This is a genomic window from Agrobacterium sp. M50-1 (assembly GCF_049843495.1).
Taxonomy (GTDB): Bacteria; Pseudomonadota; Alphaproteobacteria; order Rhizobiales; family Rhizobiaceae; genus Agrobacterium; species Agrobacterium radiobacter.
This window is the reverse complement of record NZ_JBBHZH010000001.1, coordinates 278,454-297,491: the sequence shown is the minus strand read 5'-3', so window position 1 is coordinate 297,491 and position 19,038 is coordinate 278,454. Positions and strand designations below refer to the sequence as shown.

17 protein-coding genes are annotated in these 19,038 nt (G+C 59.9%); 14 read left to right on the top strand and 3 right to left on the bottom strand.

Annotated features, from left to right (window positions below; translation table 11 throughout):
- The first annotated feature begins 45 nt into the window (after window positions 1-45).
- Genes WDZ78_RS01255 through WDZ78_RS01240 form a run of 4 tightly spaced genes read left to right on the top strand, consistent with a single transcriptional unit; the run spans window position 46 to window position 3,375 of the window.
- Window positions 46-1,077: an ABC transporter substrate-binding protein gene (locus tag WDZ78_RS01255; RefSeq protein WP_425672084.1), complete on the top strand. Its 1,032-nt coding sequence runs from the start codon at window positions 46-48 to the stop codon at window positions 1,075-1,077.
- Window positions 1,074-2,102 carry a FecCD family ABC transporter permease gene (locus WDZ78_RS01250; RefSeq protein WP_020011966.1) on the top strand — a complete coding sequence of 343 codons (1,029 nt, stop codon included), beginning with the start codon at window positions 1,074-1,076 and terminating at the stop codon, window positions 2,100-2,102. Before WDZ78_RS01255 ends, WDZ78_RS01250 begins: the two co-directional genes overlap by 4 nt.
- Complete coding sequence (locus tag WDZ78_RS01245) at window positions 2,099-2,899, top strand: ABC transporter ATP-binding protein (protein ID WP_020011965.1); 801 nt, start codon at window positions 2,099-2,101, stop codon at window positions 2,897-2,899. Before WDZ78_RS01250 ends, WDZ78_RS01245 begins: the two co-directional genes overlap by 4 nt.
- Window positions 2,896-3,375 carry a pseudoazurin gene (locus WDZ78_RS01240; RefSeq protein ID WP_425672083.1) on the top strand — a complete coding sequence of 160 codons (480 nt, stop codon included), beginning with the start codon at window positions 2,896-2,898 and terminating at the stop codon, window positions 3,373-3,375. The genes WDZ78_RS01245 and WDZ78_RS01240 overlap by 4 nt, the downstream gene beginning before the upstream one ends.
- A gap of 39 nt (window positions 3,376-3,414) precedes the next feature.
- Here WDZ78_RS01240 and WDZ78_RS01235 read toward each other — a convergent pair whose 3' ends face one another.
- On the bottom strand, window positions 3,415-4,239 hold the full coding sequence (locus WDZ78_RS01235; RefSeq protein ID WP_425672082.1) for a class I SAM-dependent methyltransferase: 825 nt from the start codon (window positions 4,237-4,239) through the stop codon (window positions 3,415-3,417).
- A gap of 113 nt (window positions 4,240-4,352) precedes the next feature.
- Here WDZ78_RS01235 and WDZ78_RS01230 point away from each other — a divergent pair, with 113 nt between their 5' ends.
- From WDZ78_RS01230 to WDZ78_RS01185, 10 genes are all read left to right on the top strand, one after another.
- Window positions 4,353-5,486 (top strand): ABC transporter substrate-binding protein, encoded by a 1,134-nt coding sequence (locus WDZ78_RS01230; protein ID WP_020011962.1) that lies wholly within the window; start codon window positions 4,353-4,355, stop codon window positions 5,484-5,486.
- A 96-nt stretch (window positions 5,487-5,582) separates the two neighbouring features.
- The gene (locus tag WDZ78_RS01225; protein WP_020011961.1) at window positions 5,583-6,722 is read left to right on the top strand and encodes an ABC transporter substrate-binding protein; all 1,140 of its coding nucleotides are present in this window, start codon (window positions 5,583-5,585) and stop codon (window positions 6,720-6,722) included.
- The gene (locus WDZ78_RS01220; protein WP_425672081.1) at window positions 6,719-7,786 is read left to right on the top strand and encodes a FecCD family ABC transporter permease; all 1,068 of its coding nucleotides are present in this window, start codon (window positions 6,719-6,721) and stop codon (window positions 7,784-7,786) included. Before WDZ78_RS01225 ends, WDZ78_RS01220 begins: the two co-directional genes overlap by 4 nt.
- Window positions 7,780-8,532 carry an ABC transporter ATP-binding protein gene (locus tag WDZ78_RS01215; protein ID WP_020011960.1) on the top strand — a complete coding sequence of 251 codons (753 nt, stop codon included), beginning with the start codon at window positions 7,780-7,782 and terminating at the stop codon, window positions 8,530-8,532. The genes WDZ78_RS01220 and WDZ78_RS01215 overlap by 7 nt, the downstream gene beginning before the upstream one ends.
- Window positions 8,533-8,722: 190 nt before the next feature.
- The gene (locus tag WDZ78_RS01210) at window positions 8,723-9,223 is read left to right on the top strand and encodes an RNA polymerase sigma factor (protein WP_425672080.1); all 501 of its coding nucleotides are present in this window, start codon (window positions 8,723-8,725) and stop codon (window positions 9,221-9,223) included.
- Between the two features lie 110 nt (window positions 9,224-9,333).
- The gene (locus WDZ78_RS01205) at window positions 9,334-10,329 is read left to right on the top strand and encodes a FecR family protein (protein ID WP_020011958.1); all 996 of its coding nucleotides are present in this window, start codon (window positions 9,334-9,336) and stop codon (window positions 10,327-10,329) included.
- 149 nt (window positions 10,330-10,478) lie between these two features.
- A complete protein-coding gene (locus WDZ78_RS01200) occupies window positions 10,479-13,250 on the top strand; it encodes a TonB-dependent hemoglobin/transferrin/lactoferrin family receptor (protein WP_425672079.1) in 2,772 nt (923 codons plus the stop codon).
- 104 nt (window positions 13,251-13,354) lie between these two features.
- Window positions 13,355-14,110, top strand: coding sequence for a hypothetical protein (locus WDZ78_RS01195; protein ID WP_020011956.1), 756 nt, complete (start codon window positions 13,355-13,357; stop codon window positions 14,108-14,110).
- Between the two features lie 14 nt (window positions 14,111-14,124).
- Complete coding sequence (locus tag WDZ78_RS01190) at window positions 14,125-15,972, top strand: type I secretion system permease/ATPase (RefSeq protein ID WP_020011955.1); 1,848 nt, start codon at window positions 14,125-14,127, stop codon at window positions 15,970-15,972.
- Window positions 15,959-17,272: an HlyD family type I secretion periplasmic adaptor subunit gene (locus WDZ78_RS01185; protein ID WP_425672078.1), complete on the top strand. Its 1,314-nt coding sequence runs from the start codon at window positions 15,959-15,961 to the stop codon at window positions 17,270-17,272. The genes WDZ78_RS01190 and WDZ78_RS01185 overlap by 14 nt, the downstream gene beginning before the upstream one ends.
- A 23-nt stretch (window positions 17,273-17,295) precedes the next feature.
- Here the strand turns inward: WDZ78_RS01185 and WDZ78_RS01180 are convergent, their stop codons facing one another.
- Together WDZ78_RS01180 and WDZ78_RS01175 are read right to left on the bottom strand one after the other, a co-directional pair.
- A complete protein-coding gene (locus WDZ78_RS01180) occupies window positions 17,296-18,216 on the bottom strand; it encodes an SMP-30/gluconolactonase/LRE family protein (protein WP_425672077.1) in 921 nt (306 codons plus the stop codon).
- A 33-nt stretch (window positions 18,217-18,249) separates the two neighbouring features.
- Complete coding sequence (locus WDZ78_RS01175; protein WP_020011952.1) at window positions 18,250-18,963, bottom strand: GntR family transcriptional regulator; 714 nt, start codon at window positions 18,961-18,963, stop codon at window positions 18,250-18,252.
- Between the last annotated feature and the right edge of the window lie 75 nt (window positions 18,964-19,038).

Below are 19,038 nucleotides of genomic sequence, written 5' to 3'. Positions count from 1 at the left end.
TGACGCCTGCTGCTCTGGAATAAGTTACTTTCGACTGGAGAACACATGTTTCATTCTAGACGCCTGCCGGTCCATGCCGGCTTTCTGGCCGCCGTGTTTGCGGTTTTGCCTCTTGCCAACGCTAACGCTGCCGAAACGACTTACCCCCTGACGATCAACAGCTGCGGTCAGGAGATCACCTTCAAGCAGGCTCCCGCCCGCGCCGTATCCGTCGGCCAGAGCACGACCGAGGTTCTTTACCTGCTCGGCGTTGCCGACAAGGTCGTCGGCACCGCGCTGTGGATCGGCCCGGTTCTGAAGGGTTACGAAGAGGCCAATGCCAAGGTCGAGCGACTGGCCGATAATGATCCAAGCTTTGAGGCGGTTGTCGGCAAAAGGCCAGACCTAGTAACAACGCAGTTCCAATGGCAGATCGGCCCTGAAGGCGTCGTCGGAACGCCGGCGCAATTCGCCGAACTCGGCATTCCCGTCTATACCTCGCCTGCCGATTGCGTCGGCAAGGATAATTCCGGCGGTGGCGACGGCGTGCGCAACACCGGCTTCACCATGGATCTGATCTATCAGGAAATCCGCGATCTCGCCAAAATCTTCAACGTGCAGGATCGCGGCGAGGAAGTCGTTGCCGACCTGAAAAAGCGTGAGGAAGCCGCCCGCGCCAAGATCGCCTCGGCCAATGGCAAGCTTTCCGCCGTCTTCTGGTTCTCCAGCGCCGAGCTGGATATCGACCCCTATGTGGCCGGCCGTAACGGCGCGCCCGGTTACATCATGTCCGCACTGGGCTTGAAGAATGTCATCGAAAGCGATGAGGAATGGCCGACCGTCGGTTGGGAAACCATCGCCAAGGCAAATCCGTCCGTCATCGTCGCTGGCAAGATGGACCGCCGCCGCTTCCCGGCTGACGATGTCGCCGTCAAGCTGAAGTTCCTCGCCACCGATCCCGTGGCCAGCATCATGCCCGCCGTCAAGGAAGGTCATGTATTCGAAATGGATGCGCAGGCGATGAACCCGACCATTCGCACCATTGAAGGCATCGAAACGCTGGCTGAAGCGATTTCGGCTGCCGGCCTCGCCAAGTGAACGGTCTTTCCGTCCATTTCGGCAGGGCTGGGCTGGCTTTCGCCGCGCTCGCCCTGCTGCTCGTCGCGCTGATGGCCGGGGCGGCCATCGGCGAGACCGCCATTCCTTTTGACGTCGTGGCGAAAACCATCGCCAATCGTGTCTTCCATGCGGGTTATCCGCTGGAGCCGCTGGATGAGGGCATTGTCTGGAGTTATCGCCTCAGCCGCGCCGTCGTTGCCGCCTGCTGCGGGGCTTCGCTGGCGCTCGCCGGGGCGGTGCTGCAATCGCTTCTGCGCAACCCGCTTGCCGATCCCTATATTCTCGGCATTTCCGCCGGCGCCTCCACCGGCGCCGTCGCTGTCGCGCTTCTGGGTTTCGGGGCAGGGTTCCTGACGATGCCGGCCGGCGCGCTCATCGGTGCTTTTGTGGCCTTTTCTTTGGTCAGCCTTCTCGCCGTGCGGGCGGGACATGGCAACAGCGCCATCATTCTGGCGGGGGTGGCGGGTTCGCAGCTGTTCAACGCCATGACTTCTTTCATCGTCACCAAATCCGCCAACGCGGAACAGGCGCGTGGCATCATGTTCTGGCTGCTCGGCAACCTCTCGGGCGTGCGCTGGCCGGATGTCTGGCTGGCGCTGCCGGTCAGCCTTGCGGGGCTGGCGGTGTGTCTCTGGTATGCCCGCGCGCTGGATGCCTTTGCCTTCGGCGGTCAGGCCGCCGCTTCACTCGGCATTCCCGTGCGTTGGGTCTATGCGGTGCTGATCTCGGTTTCCGCAATCATGACGGCGGCGATGGTGTCGCTGGTCGGCTCAATCGGTTTTGTCGGGCTCGTCATTCCGCATGCCGCGCGCATCTTTGTCGGCGTTCGCCATGGCATCTTGCTGCCGGTAACGGCACTGACCGGCGCGGTTTTCATGATCGTCGCGGATATTCTCTCGCGCATCGTCATTCCGGGGCAGGTGCTGCCCATCGGCGTCATCACCGCACTCGTTGGCGCACCCGCCTTTGCCTTCATCCTCGGGCAGAAGAGGGGGCGGTCATGAAGTTATCCGCCCACGACCTGCATTTCCATGCGGGCACTATCGATATCGTACGCGGCGTTTCGCTCAATGTCGGTTCCGGGGAGTTTCTGGGCATCATCGGCCCGAATGGTTCCGGCAAGAGCACGCTGCTTTCCATGCTGGCGGGAATTCGCAAGCCTCGCCGGGGGCACGTTACGCTTGGCGATGAGCCGCTTGCCTCGCTGGGACGCCGCGACCTTGCCCGCCGGCTCGCCTTCGTGGAGCAACAGGCCGAAACCACCGAGCGCATCACCGCACGGCAGGCCGTGGAGCTTGGACGCACGCCCTATCTCGGACCGCTTTCCGCCTGGTCGCAGAATGATGACGCCATTGTTGATGCGGCACTTGCCAATGTCGACATGGCCGACAAGGCTGAGCGCAACTGGCATCATCTTTCCGGCGGCGAACGCCAACGCCTGCACATTGCCCGCGCATTGACGCAGGAGCCGCATATCCTGCTGCTGGACGAACCGACCAATCACCTCGACATAGGCCACCAGATCGGCCTGCTCGATCTGGTGCGCCGGCAGGGACTGACAGTGGTTGCGGCGCTGCACGATCTCAATCACGCCGCTATGTTCTGCGATCGCGTCGCCATCATGCATCGGGGCGAGATGATCGCGGCCGGCCCGCCGCGGGACGTTCTGACACCGGCGACAATAGCCGAGGTTTTCGGAGTGGAATGCGTCGTCACCACGGATGAGGGCGGCTTTTCCCATATTCGTTTTCTGCCAGCCCATGGGCGGGCCGAGCACCCAAGGAAAGTATTGGCACGATGATGACATTGACGAGGCTCGCGAACGCCGCTGCAAAGACCAGACTGTTTTACGCCGCTGCCGCAATTGCCGTGACGGTCATGGGCTTTCCGCTTCAGGCTGTAGCCGAGACTTTCGAGGTGAAAATGCTGAACCGGGGCGAAAAGGGACCTATGGTATTCGAGCCCGATTTTCTCGAAATCGCGCCCGGCGACCGCGTGCGCTTTGTGCCCACCCACAAGAGCCACAATGCCGCGACCATTGACGGCATGGTTCCGGACGGTATCGAAGGGTTCAAAAGCCGGATCAATGACGAGTTCGAGACCGGGTTCGAAAAACCGGGCTTTTACGGCATCAAATGCTCGCCGCATTACGGCATGGGCATGGTCATGCTGATCAAGGTGGGCGATGCGACCCTGCCGCAGAGCTACAGGACGGTGGACGTGCCGGGTCGCGCCAAACCACGGTTCGACGATCTTTTCGAGCAGGCGGAAAAATAGAACAATGTCGGAGGCTGAGCTGCGGCGGTTGATGCCGCCTCAGCTTTTGCCAGTAACGTCCGGCTTCACCGCACATACCGCATAACGATGCTGCAGTCCGCGCAGGATGCCTTTCAGCAGGCTGAAGTTCTTCGCCTGGGCGCGGTGAATGGCCTGAAGCTCCTGATCGATCGAGACGGGTTCGAAACCGGTCGTGCGCAAGAGCGCCGCGACATCGCCGGCCCTTGCGCCGTTCGAAAAATAGACCCGTGAGAGGATGCTGTTGAAGGTGTTTTCCGGGTCCGCCGGCTTGTGCGGCTGGTCCGGTTTGACGAGGCCGATGTTTTCGAGGCTGGTCGCCAGTTTCTTCACCAGCTTTTCGCGCCAGCCGGTATTCACGAAATCGCCGTCAACGATCAGAAGCCGCCCGCCGGGTTTCAAGACACGGAACCATTCGGCAAAACTTGCCTGCGGGTCCACCAGCGTCCAGACCAGATGGCGGGTGATGATGACGTCGGCGCTTTCATCCGGCTCCATGGTGTTTTCGGCATCGCCGACGAAAAAGCGGATGTTGCGCCCACGGCTTTTCGCCTTTTCCCGGGCGAGCGCCAGCATCGTTTCCGACCAGTCCATGCCGGTGACCTGAAAACCGAGATCGTCCATGAGGTGGGAGATGACGCCGGTGCCGCTGGCGAGATCAAGCGCCTTGCGGCCCTCTCCGCGGCCCAGATGTTTCAGGATAAGCGCGTGCCAGGCTTCACGCTCGTCTTCGGAGAAAATTTCATGCCCGGGCGAAAGGTCGAAAGTCGCGGCGCGGCCGGACCAATAGGATTTGATTTCGTCTCTCAGACTGTCGTTTTTGCCATATTGGATAGTATCGATCATCGGTGTTCAGCTCATGTACCGGTCAGTTAAGAATGGCTCTAAAACATAAATGTTGACTAGTACAGTCAGAAAATAATACAGCCGCGCCAGTCAACACTGGAGAGCAATATCCGATGCGCATCTCAGCCAAATCTGCGGCACTTGCCCTTGGCCTTCTCGTATCCGCCGCATGGCCGGCATTCGCCGAAAAGGTCACCGTCAAGGATGTGACCGGCCGCGATGTCGAGGTCAATGTGCCGGTATCGCACGTCATCCTCGGCGAAGGTCGCCAGATTTATTTCCTGGCTGCGCTCGACAAGGAAAACCCTTTCCAGCACGTCGTTGGCTGGCGCGACGACCTGGCGAAAGCCGATCCGGAAACCTACGCCGCCTATCTCGCCAAATATCCCGAGATTGCCAAGCTGCCGACTTTCGGCGGCATGAAGGACGGCACGTTCGATATCGAGCAGGCCGTTTCGCTGAAGCCTGACGTGATCCTGATGAATATCGACGCCAAGACGGCGACCGAAGAAGCGGGTTACATCGAAAAGCTCGCCAAGGTCGGCATTCCGCTGGTTTACGTCGATTTCCGCGAAAAGCCGATGGAAAATACCGAGCCGAGCATGCGCCTCATGGGCCAGCTGACCGGCAAGGAAAAGATCGCCGAGGACTTCATCAAATTCCGCGCCGACTCCATCGCCAAGGTCACCGATACGCTTGAAAAAGCCAATCCGAAGAAGCCTGTCGTGTTCATGGAGCGCGCCGGCGGTTACTCCGACGATTGCTGCATGTCTTTCGGCAACGAGAATTTCGGCAAGATGGTGGAGCTTGCCGGCGGCATCAACATGGCCAAGGACATCATTCCCGGCACCTTCGGCAACGTCAATCCGGAACAGATCATCGCCTCCAACCCGGAGCAGGTCATCATCACCGGCGGTAACTGGAACGGTTATGTTCCGGGCGGCAACTGGGTCGGCGTCGGTTATGGCGCGGATCTGAAGGAAGCGCATCGCAAGCTTGAAAACCTGACCAAGCGTCCGGCTTTCACCGGCGTGCAGGCGGTGAAGGACGGCAATGTCCACGCCATCTGGCATCAGTTCTACAATAATCCCTATCAGTTCGTGGCCATTCAGGAGATCGCCAAGTGGCTGCATCCCGACCTCTTCAAGGATATGGACCCTGAGGCGACCTTCAAGGAGCTGCATGCCCGCTTCCTGCCGCTCGACTACAAGCCCGGTTACTTCGTGTCGCTGAAGGACGCCAAATAATACAGGGACGGTGAAGGGGAGCGCCGTCCGACCGATGGGTAAAGCCGCAGCCATGCGGCTTTATCGCTTTGTTTTGGAACTCAATGAGGACTTCTCATGCGGCTCAACGCTCTCAGGCATCTTGCGGTGCTGGCCTTCTCCCTTCTCGCCATGACGGCTCATGCCGGGGAAATCACCGATGTCACCGGGCGCAAGGTTGAGATGGACCTGCCGGCCAAGCGCGTTATCGTTGGTGAGGCCCGTCAGGTGCACGTCATCGCGGCGCTCAAGGGCGAGCAGACCTTTGACGCCATTGTCGGCTGGCGTGACGATCTTCTCAAGAAGGATCCCGACAGTTATGCCGCTTATGTCGAGCGTTTTCCGCAGATCGAGAAACTGCCGCGTTTCGGTTATGTGCCGCAGGGCGATTTCAGCCTGGAAACCGCCATCACCCTTTCGCCGGATGTGATCACCCTCAACCTGGAAGCGGAGAAGTCCGCGAAGGAAAGCGGTTTCGAAGAAAAGGCCGCCGCTGCCGGTATCAAGATCATCTATCTCGATTTCCGCATCGATCCTGAAAAGAACAGCGAGGCCTCGGTCGAGATTCTCGGCAAGCTGTTTGGCGCTGAAGAGCGCGCCAGGGAATTCATCGCCTATCGCCGTGCTGAAATCGCCCGCGTGACCGACCGGCTCGCCAGCGTCAAGGACCTGAAGCGCCCGAACGTCTTCATCGAACGCGCGCCCGGCATTTCCGGCGAAAACAATTGCTGCCGCACTTTCGGGCCAGTCAATTTCGGTGCGATGGTCGATCTTGCCGGCGGTCACAATATTGCCGACGGCATCATCAAGACGACGTTCGGCGATCTCAATCCCGAGCAGCTCGTGATTGCCGATCCGGACCACGTCATCGTCACGGGCTCCAACTGGGCGGCCGAATCCGACATCAACCAGTTCGTTCCTGTCGGACGCGGCGCGGATATGGCCCTTTCCCGCGAGAGGCTCGCCAACCTGATGAAGCGCACGCCGTTTCCTGAACTGAAGGCCGTGAAGGAAGGCAATGTCCACGCCGTCTGGCACCAGTTCTATGGCGCACCTTACGAGTTCTTTCCGATCCAGCAATTCGCCAAGTGGTTCCATCCCGATCTCTTCGCCGATCTCGATCCGGAAAAGAATTTTGAGGAGTTTCACCGCAAATTCCTTCCCGTCACCTACAAGCCGGGCTACTTCGCCTCGCTGGAAAAAGGTTTGAACCAATGAGTTCGCTGAATGAAAGCGCGGTTGGCATCAGTGGGCGCGATCAATATCGCGCCCTTGCCGCGCGCAGGATCATCATCCTCTTCGGGCTATTTATCGCCCTGTGTTTCAGCATGGCCGCCGACATGGCGCTCGGCCCGGCGCGCTACACGCTTTCCGAGGTTCTGGCGACGATTGCCGATCCGGCTGCCGTCGGAAACCAGCTCCGGGTGGTGATCTGGGATATCCGCATGCCGATCGCGCTGATGGCAGTCACTGTCGGCGCGTCGCTTTCGGTTGCGGGCGCACAGATGCAGACCATCCTGTCGAACCCGCTCGCCAGCCCCTTCACGCTCGGCATTTCCGCCGCGGCAAGCTTCGGTGCGGCGCTGGCGCTGGTTGGCGGCGTGGCGATCTTTCCGGGCGCGGTGCATTACATGGTGCCAATCAATGCCTTCATCATGGCGATGGTCGCGGCCCTTTTCATCCATTTCGCCTCGACGCTTCGCGGGGTGACGGTTGAAACCATCGTGCTGCTTGGCATCGCGCTGGTGTTCACTTTCAACGCGGCGCTCTCACTGCTTGAATATCTGGCGTCTGAACAGGCGCTTGCCGCCGTGGTTTTCTGGACTATGGGCAGCCTGACCAAGGCGACCTGGGACAAGGTCTATATCACGGCCGCCATCCTCCTCATCACCGTGCCGATGTTCATGCGCAATGCCTGGGCGCTGACGGCGCTGAGGCTGGGCGATGACAAGGCGGCCAGCATGGGCATCAATGTCCGGCGGCTGCGGTTGACGACCATGCTGACGGTCAGCCTTCTGGCGGCCATTCCGGTTTCTTTTGTCGGCACCATCGGTTTCGTCGGGCTGGTCGGTCCGCACATCGCCCGCATGGTTGTTGGCGAAGACCAGCGTTTCTTCCTGCCCGGCTCGGTGATCTGCGGCGCGCTGCTTCTGTCGGCAACCTCGGTCATCAGCAAGATCCTCATTCCCGGTGCGATCCTGCCGATCGGTGTCATCACCGCGCTTGTCGGCGTACCCTTCTTCTTCGCGCTTATTTTCGGCAACAGGAGACGCGCATGGTAGCGCTCGCACTGAAAGATGTCGGCGCCGCCTATGGGCGCATCACTGTACTCTCCAAGGTCGGCATCGATACGCTGGAAAGCGGTAGTGTTACGGCCGTAATCGGCCCGAATGCCGCCGGCAAGTCCACGCTTTTCAAACGCATCGCCAGCCTGATTTCCGGTCCCGGTCTGGTCGAGCTCTCGGACACGGCGCGTGGCAACCGCGCCATCTGCTATATGCCGCAGGATACCGGTGCGAACGCCGTGCTGACTGTCTATGAATCCGTGCTTCTTTCCGCCAAGCAGGGCGGCGGCTGGCGGGTTCACGATGATGAGCTGTTCGAGATCGATGCCATTCTCAAGGCGCTGAAAATTCACGATCTGGCTTTCCGCGGTCTCGGCGAGCTATCCGGCGGCCAGCGGCAGCTTGTTTCGCTGGCGCAGGCGCTGGCCCGCAAGCCGGAGGTACTGTTGATGGATGAGCCGACCTCCGCGCTCGATCTCCATCGGCAGATCGAAGTTCTGGGCTTCGTTACCGATCTTGCGCAGAAGACCGGCATGATCGTGCTGATTGCCCTGCATGACCTCAACCACGCGCTTCGCTATTGCGAAAATACGATGGTGATCGCGCGCGGTGAAATGGTGGTGAGCGGCAGTACGGAAGCGGTGATAACCCCTGAAATGCTGCGCGATATCTATCGCATCGATGCCCGTATCGAGCCCTGCTCGCAGGGCAGACCCATGGTCATCGTCGACGGGGCCATCTGACAGATCAAGATCCGGCCGTATGAGCGGCCGGGTCCGCTTACCGCAGACCGCACAAATTCTTGAAGATATTAGTCATGAAATATCTGTTCGAGCCATGGTTTGGATGCTAGAGCTTTGAACGGCAAAACTGCGCGGCCATTCGGGGGACGGCAGGTTTCGTCGATCCCCTCAAATTTCTCTCGGTTGAGACATGGGCATACGGGAAGATGACAAGCGTTATAACGCTTACGTCGCGCATAGGGTCGACCTGATCAAATATGCCACCCTCATTCTGGGGTCGCGGGCGGATGCGGAGGACGTGGTGCAGGAAGCATTCCTGAAATTCGTTCCCGAGGCGTCCGGCAATCCTTCCAATCTCAAATCCTATCTCTTCCGCATCGTTCGCAATCTTGCGCTCGACAATATCAGGCGCAGCCGCCAGGATCTCAGGGAGCGGCCTGACGATACGCCGTTCTGGGGCATGCCGCAGGACAGTGGTACGCCGGAGGAACATGCGCTTTTCTGCGACGAAGTCCGGCAGATGCGGACTATTTTGGCCAGCCTGCCGGTTCAGGCGCGGGTGGCATTGGAAATGCACAGATTCGGTGGTTACAATATGGAAGAGATTGCGCGTCACCTTGGCGTGTCCGTGGCCAGCGCACACCGTCTGATCAAGGGCGGCATTGCCGCGATCACCAGAGAAATGAAGTAAATAGTCCTGATTGTCCCGCCCAGTGAAAAAAAACTCTTCGTCAAACGTCTTTATAACAATGCAGAAGACGACGCTCCTGCTGCGCGCCCCAAAGGAACTGGCCCGGTTCAATGACCACTGATCCAGAGAAAAAGATTGAACTGCCGGCCGGGAAGGCGGAAGAGGCGGCCGACTGGCTGCTGCGTTTGCAGTCGGGCTCAGCCGAACCGCGGCTGAAGACGGACTTTGAAAAATGGCTGGCGGCTGCGCCGGCAAACCGTCTCGCCTGGGAACGAACATGCAAGACGTGGCGGAACCTCGGTCTGGTAGAGCCGGAATTCAAGAGCCTCTGGGAAGATGCGCCGCATCTGCCGGGTGAGTCCGCGATAAAGCCGCAGCGGCGGCGTTGGTCCGGGCGGCATTATGCCGGCGTGGCCGCAGCGGCGGCGTCGCTCTGTCTTGTAGTGCTGTTCGTTCCAGCATTTTTCCTTCGCCTTGAGGCTGATTATCAGACCACCACCGCAGAAAACCGCACCATAACGCTGGAAGACGGCAGCAAAGTGCAGCTCGCGGCGGCGAGCGCGCTTTCAACGGATTTCACGGATGGCCATCGCAATGTGACGGTGCTGAAGGGGGAAGCTTTTTTCGATGTCGTGCCGGACAAAACCCGTCCCTTCGTCGTGAAGGCAAAAAACCTGACCGTTCAGGTGCTGGGCACGGCTTTTGACGTCGACCTGACGGATGGAGTGACGCAGGTGGCGCTTGTGCATGGTTCCGTGGAAGCGTCCTTCCGCAATGCGCCGTCAACGCGGCTTGTGCCGGGCGAGATGTTGATCGTCGACGCTTCCGGCGCAATCCGCAAAGAGAGTGTTTCCGTCGAGGATATTGGCGGCTGGCGCAACGGTGAACTCTACGTGGTCGACGCGACGATAGGTTCGGTCGTGGAGCAGATCCAGCGTTACCATCAGGCATGGCTGACGATGGCCGACAAGCGGCTGGCCGAACAGAGGGTGACAGGTTTTTACGATCTGCGCGACCCGGATCGCGCGCTGGAGGCGCTGGTGGAACCCTATAAGGGCAAGGTGCATGCGATTGGCGGCAGCGCACGCATCATCACCCGTTTCTGAAACACTCCGAAACAAAAAATAATATTTATTTTCAGTAGTTTATAAAATTTCTCCTGAAAGCCTGAAAAAAATCGACGAGGCAATCGTCTTTTTGTTGAGTAATCCGGTCAAGATATATCCGGAGCGAAAGACAGGAAGACAAAAGCAATATGCGCCTCCAGACATGCAAGATCGGTTCACAGCGAAAAGCGGCAAAGCGGGCGCGCAGGGGCGTGCTGCTGGCGACAACGGCGATCGCCGTTTCATTCGCCGCGCCTATTTTTGCCCAGACCGGTACTGACATCGCAAATTCTCAGCGCCCCGCTGGTGAGCAGGGGGCAACGCGGCCATTCAATATTCCCGCCCAGTCACTATCCTCCGTCGTGGGCGCTTTCGGGCGTCAATCCGGCCTTCAGGTCACACTTGCCACGCCGTCTGCCGGCAATGTGCGCACCAATGCCGTCACCGGCAGTTTCACGGTACGGGATGCGCTGTCGCGGTTGCTGGCGGGAACGGGGGTCAATTTCCGCATCACCGGAAATGGCAGAACCGTGATCATCGGCACGGGACAATCGACTGTCGATCTCTCGGGGACGGAGGGTACGACGGTTCTCGAAACCATCACCGTGACCGGTAAAACCGGTCGCAATTCCATTGCCGGCTCTGGTTATCAGGGCACGCCCGACTGGGTTTACGAAACGCCTGCCAGCGTCAGCGTCGTTGGCCGTGAGGCGATCCAGTCGGCCGGCGTGCGCAACACGCGTGATGTTTTCAACCGGGTTTCGGGCGTTTATGCGGGCGAAGGCAACGGCAGCTTCCCAACCGTTTCGCCCAATGTGCGTGGTTTGCAGGAAAGCGGCCGCGTGGTCGTCTCCATCGATGGCGCGCGGCAGAACGCGCAGCGTGGCGCGGCTTTCGGCGGCGCGACGAGCTACACCGCAAGCGCCGGGCAGGGTTATGTCGATGTCGCCTTCATCCGTGCCGTCGAGATCGAAAAAATAACCAATGCACGGTCGGGTAACGCCGGGTCTCTGGGCGGCAAGGTCGAGTTCCGTACCGTCAGCGCCGATGATCTGATTGCCGCAGGTGAGAACAAGGGCGGGGAAGTGAATGTTTCCCGCGGCACCAACGGCTATGATTTTCAGGGCTCTGTTCTCGGCGCCGTCCGCTCGCCGGACGCTCCTCTCTCCTTCGTAGCCGGCTACAGCCGCACGATCATGGATGAATACAAGATCGGAACAAAAGGCGAGGCCCGAAGCACCGCGCTGACGATGAAAGACCTGCTGGGCCGCGATGGCTGGTCGACCTTTTTCAAGGGTGAAGGCGACTTCGGCGACGTGAAAGCGTCGCTATCCTGGATGCATCAGGAGAATGATTTCGTTCAGGGCGCTTCCACGGTGATCGACCGCGAAAGCGTGCGAAACGACAGCGTCGTCGCGAAACTGGACTGGGATCCGGAGAGCGAGCTCATCGACTTCAAGTCGTCGCTGTGGCTGAACGATAATATGACGCATGAATTGCGGGCGGCGCGTACTTATGCGGTAGAGACGAATCTCGACATGGGCCTGCGCAGCTTCGGCGGCAGTCTGGAAAATACCAGTCGCTTTGACACGGTGGCGGGCGGGCTTAGCCTGAATTATGGAGCGGAAGCCTTCCGCGATATTGCCACATCCGTTGCGACAAGCGCCAAAATCGCGGAAAATCCCTCTTTCGCCAGCAGCTACACGTCATTCAGCCCGGCCGGGCGGCGCGATGTCGCCAGCCTGTTTTTGAACGGTGAACTGGAGCCGGCCGATTGGATCACCTTGAGCGGCGGCGTACGTTACGACTGGTCGCGTCTTAAGGGATCGGCGACCTACTATAGCGTTAAGGACACAACGGTAACGACGAGTGTGCCCTGCGATCTGGTGAAAAATCATTATACGCCTCTGGACTATTTCAATCAGGTCTTTCGTCCCGCCAATCCTCCGTCGTGGGCCTCGCGATATAACGTTTTTCTCGCTAGCGTCTGGCCGCGCACGTCAGCCAACTGCATGCCCGGAACAGGTATAACCACCAATACGCCCGTCACAGAATATCCCGCGCACAATGTCGATATCGATCGCACCTACAGCGCCTGGCTGCCCTCCGCCACAATCGAACTGAAACCCGTCGACTGGTTCCGCCCCTATGTGAGCTATTCCCAGAGCCTGCGTCCGCCGACAATTCTCGAGGCTTTTTTCGCCGGTGCGCGTCCGGGCGATAGCGCCGGATACGAATATGCGCCGAACCAGGCCCTGCGCGCCGAAAAAGCGACGACCTATGAAATCGGTGCGAATATGAGCTTCGATGGCGTGCTGCTGGACGACGATTCCATCCGCATCAAAATGGCCGCCTTTCGCCGAGAGGTGAAGGACTACATCGCTCTCGGTTATCTCGTCACGGATCAGGTCCTCGACCGCACCTATACCAGCTTCGTCAATCTTGATGGCACGACCTATATGCGCGGGCTTGAATTCGAGGGCAACTATGATGCCCGGCGTTTCTGGCTCGGCGGCTCGGCGACGTTTCTGAAGACGGAATGGCCTGAAAAGACACAGGTCTTTTCCAACAGCACGACCACGACAACGGGCGAAATCGTCGCCTGGCCGGGCGACGTCGCGCCCAAGGTGAAGCTGACGCTCGATGGCGGCATGCGTTTCTTTGATGAGAAATTCTCGCTGGGCGCAAGGCTCAACCACGTCACGCCGACGCAGTCGCGCACGCTCGATACGGAGGGCAATCTGCGTGAGGTGACCGATCCCTACACGACGGTGGATCTCTACGGTTCCTATGCCTTCAACGACAAGGCCACGCTTCGCTTCGCCGTCAACAACCTGACGGACCGCAAATATATCCCGGCAGCCAGCGCCTACACGGCGCCGGGCCGCACCTTTATCGCGACGATGAATGTGAAGTTCTGAAACGCGGAAGAAATTCTCCGGGCTGGGTTGCAGCCCGTCCCGGAGATGAAACGCCTTCGCCACAGGACGAAGGTACCTCTATTGGCCAGCAAAGGAGTACACCTATGGCTACCACAATTCAACTGACGCAGTCTTCCTCCGACCTCATCGGTTACCTCAACGGTTGGACGAGCGGTTTCGGTTCGACCTATGGTGCGTTCTACGACGCTCAGACCAGCTCTCTCGCCACCACCACCATCGATCCGAACACGACCTATGAGGCGTGGGGCGATGGCAGCTCCGGCGGCAAGGGCATCGTCATGAGCGGCGCTCTGCAGTACTCCCAGGGCAACCTGACGGGTTCGGTCGACAGCATCGTTCTCGGCACCGGCTACAGCCAGTCCACGAGCGGCATCGCCGTCAACCAGCAGGAACTGCTGATCGATCCAGACAGCGCCTACTCGCTCGCCGGTGCTCGCGATCTTCTCGATCTCGCGGTTTACCAGCTTGCCCGCTTCGGTTCGCTGGCCGGCTTCTATGATTATTTTGCCGCTACCGGCACGGTGATCGAGGACACGGCTGCCTCCAACACCCTGACCGGCTTTGCCGGTGCGGATACTTTCGTATTCTCTGGCGGTAATGATGTCGTGCAGGCTGGCCCGGCCGGAACCTACGGCTATCAGGATGGCACGGATACGCTCGATGTTTCCGCCTGGGGCGCAACTTCGGTGGACGATTTGTTGTGGTATAATGATAATGGAAATGCCGTTATCCTTTCTGCAGCAGACACTTCCGTCTCCATCACGCTGAATGGCGTCGATGCAAATGTACTCGACGCATCGGACTTCATTTTCGCCAGCGCAACGGCGCTTGCCGCGTAAAGGAAAAACAGGCTGTGGGCTTTCAAAACCACCAGCAGACGCCGCCGCAGTCCCTCACTGCGGCGGTTGTTTCGCCCCTTAAAAGCACGTTTCTCGGCGTCGCGCTCGTCAGCGGCGTGGTCAATATACTCGCGCTCACGTCGCCGCTCTTCATGCTGCAGGTTTATGACCGGGTGCTGGCAAGCGGCAGCCTGCCGACACTGGTCGGGCTCGCTCTTCTCGCGCTTGGCCTTTACGGCTTTCAATGCCTGCTTGATATCATCCGCGCGCGCGTCCTGATCCGTATCGGCGAAGACTTCGACATGCGCCACTCCGGCAAGGTGCATGATGCGGTAGTGCGCCTGCCGCTCGTCAACCGCATGCCGGGCGATGGTCTGCAGCCGTTGCGCGATCTCGATAATGTGCGCGGTTTTCTGTCCGGCACGGGGCCGACTGCGTTTTTTGATCTGCCGTGGATGCCGCTTTATCTCGGCATATGTTTTCTGTTTCATTTCTGGATCGGCGTCACGGCCCTTGCCGGCGCGATATTGCTCGTCTCCCTTACGATCCTCACCAATATCTTCTCGCAGAAGCCGATCCGCGACACCATGGTGGAAAACATGGCCCGCAACCGGCAGCTGGAGGCCTCGCGCCGCAATGCCGAAGTCGTGCAGGCCATGGGGCTGGGTGGCCGGCTTGGCAAACGCTGGCGGAATTCCAACGAGGCCTATCTCGCCGCCAATCGCAAGGCAGGCGACGTGGCCGGCGGTCTCGGTAATATTGCAAAATCCCTGCGCGTGGTGCTGCAATCGGCCATTCTTGCGGTTGGGGCATGGCTTGTCATCAACCAGGAAGCCTCCGGCGGCGTGATGATCGCCAGTTCGATCATGATGGGTCGGGCCTTGGCGCCCGTTGATCTTGCCATTTCCAACTGGAAGTCCTTCGTGGCCGCCCGCCAGAGCTGGGCGCGCCTGAGGGAGCTTTTCGCGCAGATGCCGGCCAATGCCGCCGCCATGGCGCTGCCGAAGCCTGAAAAGGAATTGCGGGTCGAAAACGTCACCGTCGTTCCGCCGGGAGAGAGAAAGCCGACGGTCACCGGTCTCGGTTTTATCGTGAGCGCTGGAAACGCACTCGGCGTCATCGGCCCCTCCGGCTCGGGTAAATCCACCCTCTCGCGCATTCTCACCGGCGCCTGGATGCCGGCTGCCGGCAAGGTGCGACTGGACGGCGCAAGTTTCGATCAGTGGGACCGGGAAGCGCTCGGCCGTCATATCGGTTATCTGCCGCAGGGCGTGGAGCTGTTCGACGGCACGATCGGTGAAAATATCTCCCGTTTCGAGGATGATCCCGATCCTGACGCCATCATTGCGGCGGCCAGGGCTGCCGGCGCGCATGAGCTGATCCTGCGTTTCGAAAAGGGATATGACAGCGATATCGGCGAGGCGGGTTCGGCGCTTTCCGCTGGGCAGCGCCAGCGCATCGGTCTTGCCCGGGCTCTTTATGGCGATCCCTTCATCGTCGTGCTGGACGAACCCAACGCCAATCTCGACGCGGAAGGCGAAGCCGCCGTGGTGAAGGCGATTTCTTCGGTTAAGGCGCGGGGCGGTATTGCCGTCGTCGTCGCCCACCGGCCGAGCGCCATCGGTGCTGTCGATTTCATTCTGATGATGGAAGAGGGACGGATGAAGGCCTTTGGCCCGCGCGACGAGGTGTTGTCGAAAGTGCTGCGCGCTCCGCCGGCGCAGGCGGCCAAGGGATTTACCGCATCCGCTCAGACAATCTCGCCGCTGCGCGTTGTTGCCAATGCCCAGCCCCAGGTTGCTGTGTTGGAAGAGGTCCGTGAAGAGAACAGCCAGGAAGGAGATGCGGATGTCAAACATTGATCAGCGCAGCCATGTGTCCCGCTCCATCCGCAAACATCTTCTTGCCGGTCTTGCCACCGGCGTCGTGCTGCTTGGCGGTGTCGGCGGATGGGCCGCGACGACTAATCTTGCCGGCGCGGTGGTTGCCTCGGGCCATCTGGTGGTGGATTCCTATACGAAGAAGGTGCAGCACCCGAGCGGCGGTGTCGTCGGTGAAATTCTGGTGAACGAGGGCGACAGGGTGAAGGCCGGCGATGTGGTCATGCGCCTCGACGCGACCCAGACCCGCGCCAATCTCGCCATCGTCACCAAACGTCTGGATGAGTTGAATGCGAGGATGGCAAGGCTGGAGGCCGAGCGTGACGATCTGCCGGAACTCGTCTTTCCGCAGACTCTCATCGTGCGAAAGGACGATCCCGATGTCGCCTCCGCCATGCGCAGTGAAACCAAGTTGTTCGAATTCCGCAAATCTTACCGCGAAGGGCGCAAAGCGCAGCTTTCGGAACGCATCACCCAGTTCGAACATGAGATCGAAGGGCTGAAGGCGCAGGAAGTCGCCTATGATAACGGCCTCGCCGTGCTGGAGGCGGAAATCACCTCGCAGAAATCCCTGCGCGAACAGGGTGTCGTGTCCGTGCAGCGGCTGAACAGCCTGCAGACACAGGCCGCGACATTCGGCGGCGAGCGCGGCGAAAAAATCGCCTATCAGGCGCAGACGGCGGGCCGCATCACCGAAACCAGGCTGCAAATCCTGCAGATCGATCAGGAGCTGCGCACCGAGGTCGGTCGGGAATTACGCGAGATACAGGCCCAGATGGGGGAATTCGTCGAGCGCAAGGTCGCCGCCGAAGACCAGCTGAAGCGCATCGATATCGTCGCGCCGCAGTCCGGCATGGTGCATGAAATGGCCGTACATACCGTGGGCGGCGTGGTGACGCCGGCGGATCCGATCATGCTCATCGTCCCTGACGGCGATGAGCTTGCGCTGGAGGTGCAGATCGTGCCGAAGGATATTGATCAGCTGCAGGTGGGGCAAAAGGCGATGTTGCGCATGACTGCCTTCAACCAGCGGGTCACGCCGGAACTGGAAGGCCATGTCAGCCGCGTTGCGGCTGATATCACCACCGATCAGCGCAGCGGTCTCTCCTATTATCTGGCCCGGATTTCCGTGCCGGTCTCCGAGCGGCAGAAGCTGAACAAGGCGCCGCTGGTGCCGGGGATGCCGGCTGAGGCCTTCATTCAGACCAGCGAAAGAACGGCGCTGTCCTATATCGCCAAGCCGCTGACGGACCAGATCAGCCGCGCCTTCCGGGAGGAGTAGGAATCCGAGCCGACTTCCGGGCGTTATCCGCCTTCGCCAAAACGGAAGCCGGCGAACCCTTTCGTCTGCGTCGGGATCGCCCAGACGCCGCCCGAAGATGGCGCTTTCGCAAGCCGGTCTTCGGACATGTTGTGGCGATGCGATGTCAGGAATAGGATATTGAAATCGGCCCCTCCGAAGCAGGGCATGGTGGGGTGCGGGACAGGAGCGTTGATCACATCCGCCAGCTTGCCGTCGGATGTGAAAACGTTGAGCAAGCCCGCTGACACGCCCGCGCTGTAATAGTTGCCGCTGCTATCGAGACAGCCGCCATCGGGTCTTCCTGTCTCTTCCGTCATCTGGGCCACCAGCACGCCCTCATCGAACCTGCCGTTGCTGCTGTCGAATTTTCGCCGGCGTATCCATTTCTGGACGGAATCGCTTTGCCACATGATCGATCCATCCTGGGAGAAGGCGAGCCCGTTGGGGCATGTCAGCCCGGTCTGCATGCGCTCGGCGTTCTTTTCGGTGATCCGCCAAAGTTCGCCATATGGCTGCATGTCCGGGAGCGGCACATTGTGCATGGTTCCCACCCAGAAAGCGCCGTCAGGGCCGATCCGTCCGTCGTTCAGCCGGCAGGGGATGCCGTCCGGTGCCGGAATGGAATGGAGGAGACGCGTTTTTCCGCTTTCCGGGTCGAGGGTGATAATATCCATACCGCAGGCGACGATGAGATCGCCGTTCTGACAAAGCCCGAGGCTCGATACCGTGTGGGGAAAAGACCATTCGCGATAGAGACCCGGCTCAAGCGCTGCAGACCGCACCGTCCTGCCGAGGATGTCGCACCAGAAAAGCACCTGTCGCCGCTCGTCCCAAACAGGGGATTCCGCAAGTGTGCTCATCGTGTCGCAAAGAAGTTTCGCCTGCGACATGGCAAGCGTTTGTCCGGGATTTGCCGTATTCATGGTGCTCGAACCGTTGAAAAAGATGCCGCAGAATTATTCGAAATAGTCCTGATGGTTCTCGAAAACCTGCGAAAGAATGCCGAGGACACGCCTTAAGTGCTTGCGCAAATCGTCGGCCGCACGGGCTTCGTCCCCCGCCTTGATCGCGTCGTAAACCGCCTCATGTTCGGAGAGCAGGCGTGCCATATGCGCCTCGTCGGTGATGGCGAGTGCGCGCAGGCGATCCAGCCCCGCCTTTTCGCGGATCAACAGCGTTTCCAGTCTCTCGAGACCCGTTGCAGCGGCAAGCGCGCTGTGGAACTGGTCGTCATGCACGCGGAAAGCCTTTCTGTCTCCGCGGCGCATGGCCTCGCGCTGGCCGTTCAGGGTGTGTTCGATCTCCAGTTCGGCCTCTGCCGTCAGGCCGATCTGGCAAAGCCTGCTAACCGCTGCAACCTCCAGAGCCTCGCGGATGAATTGCGCGCTGCGGATGTTCTTTTCCGATAATCGCGAAACATAGGTCCCGCGGCTTGGCAGGGTGACGATCAGGCCGTCATCCCGCAGGCGGCTCAGCGCTTCGCGCACCGGCGTCCGGCTGGAACTGAAGGATTGACCGATTTCGTTTTCCGAAACGGCCTGGCCGGGAAAAAGCTCCCGCGAAAGGATGGCCGATTTCAGCGCGGAATAGATCTGGTCAACGACCGGACGGTGAAGGTCCAGTCGTTCCATCGTCGGCACGGTGCCGCCTGTTACGGGAATTTTCGGCATTTACCCCTCCAGCGTTTTCATAACCGGTATACCGGAACACAAGTGTGTTGACAACCGGCATACCGGTATGCAAAT

Coding starts and splice junctions, on each gene's coding strand:
- WDZ78_RS01255 (WP_425672084.1), top strand. CDS start 46: ATGTTTCATTCTAGACGCCTGCCGGTCCATGCCGGCTTTCTGGCCGCC.
- WDZ78_RS01245 (WP_020011965.1), top strand. CDS start 2,099: ATGAAGTTATCCGCCCACGACCTGCATTTCCATGCGGGCACTATCGAT.
- WDZ78_RS01240 (WP_425672083.1), top strand. CDS start 2,896: ATGATGACATTGACGAGGCTCGCGAACGCCGCTGCAAAGACCAGACTG.
- WDZ78_RS01235 (WP_425672082.1), bottom strand. CDS start 4,239: ATGATCGATACTATCCAATATGGCAAAAACGACAGTCTGAGAGACGAA.
- WDZ78_RS01230 (WP_020011962.1), top strand. CDS start 4,353: ATGCGCATCTCAGCCAAATCTGCGGCACTTGCCCTTGGCCTTCTCGTA.
- WDZ78_RS01225 (WP_020011961.1), top strand. CDS start 5,583: ATGCGGCTCAACGCTCTCAGGCATCTTGCGGTGCTGGCCTTCTCCCTT.
- WDZ78_RS01220 (WP_425672081.1), top strand. CDS start 6,719: ATGAGTTCGCTGAATGAAAGCGCGGTTGGCATCAGTGGGCGCGATCAA.
- WDZ78_RS01215 (WP_020011960.1), top strand. CDS start 7,780: ATGGTAGCGCTCGCACTGAAAGATGTCGGCGCCGCCTATGGGCGCATC.
- WDZ78_RS01210 (WP_425672080.1), top strand. CDS start 8,723: ATGGGCATACGGGAAGATGACAAGCGTTATAACGCTTACGTCGCGCAT.
- WDZ78_RS01205 (WP_020011958.1), top strand. CDS start 9,334: ATGACCACTGATCCAGAGAAAAAGATTGAACTGCCGGCCGGGAAGGCG.
- WDZ78_RS01200 (WP_425672079.1), top strand. CDS start 10,479: ATGCGCCTCCAGACATGCAAGATCGGTTCACAGCGAAAAGCGGCAAAG.
- WDZ78_RS01195 (WP_020011956.1), top strand. CDS start 13,355: ATGGCTACCACAATTCAACTGACGCAGTCTTCCTCCGACCTCATCGGT.
- WDZ78_RS01185 (WP_425672078.1), top strand. CDS start 15,959: ATGTCAAACATTGATCAGCGCAGCCATGTGTCCCGCTCCATCCGCAAA.
- WDZ78_RS01180 (WP_425672077.1), bottom strand. CDS start 18,216: ATGAATACGGCAAATCCCGGACAAACGCTTGCCATGTCGCAGGCGAAA.
- WDZ78_RS01175 (WP_020011952.1), bottom strand. CDS start 18,963: ATGCCGAAAATTCCCGTAACAGGCGGCACCGTGCCGACGATGGAACGA.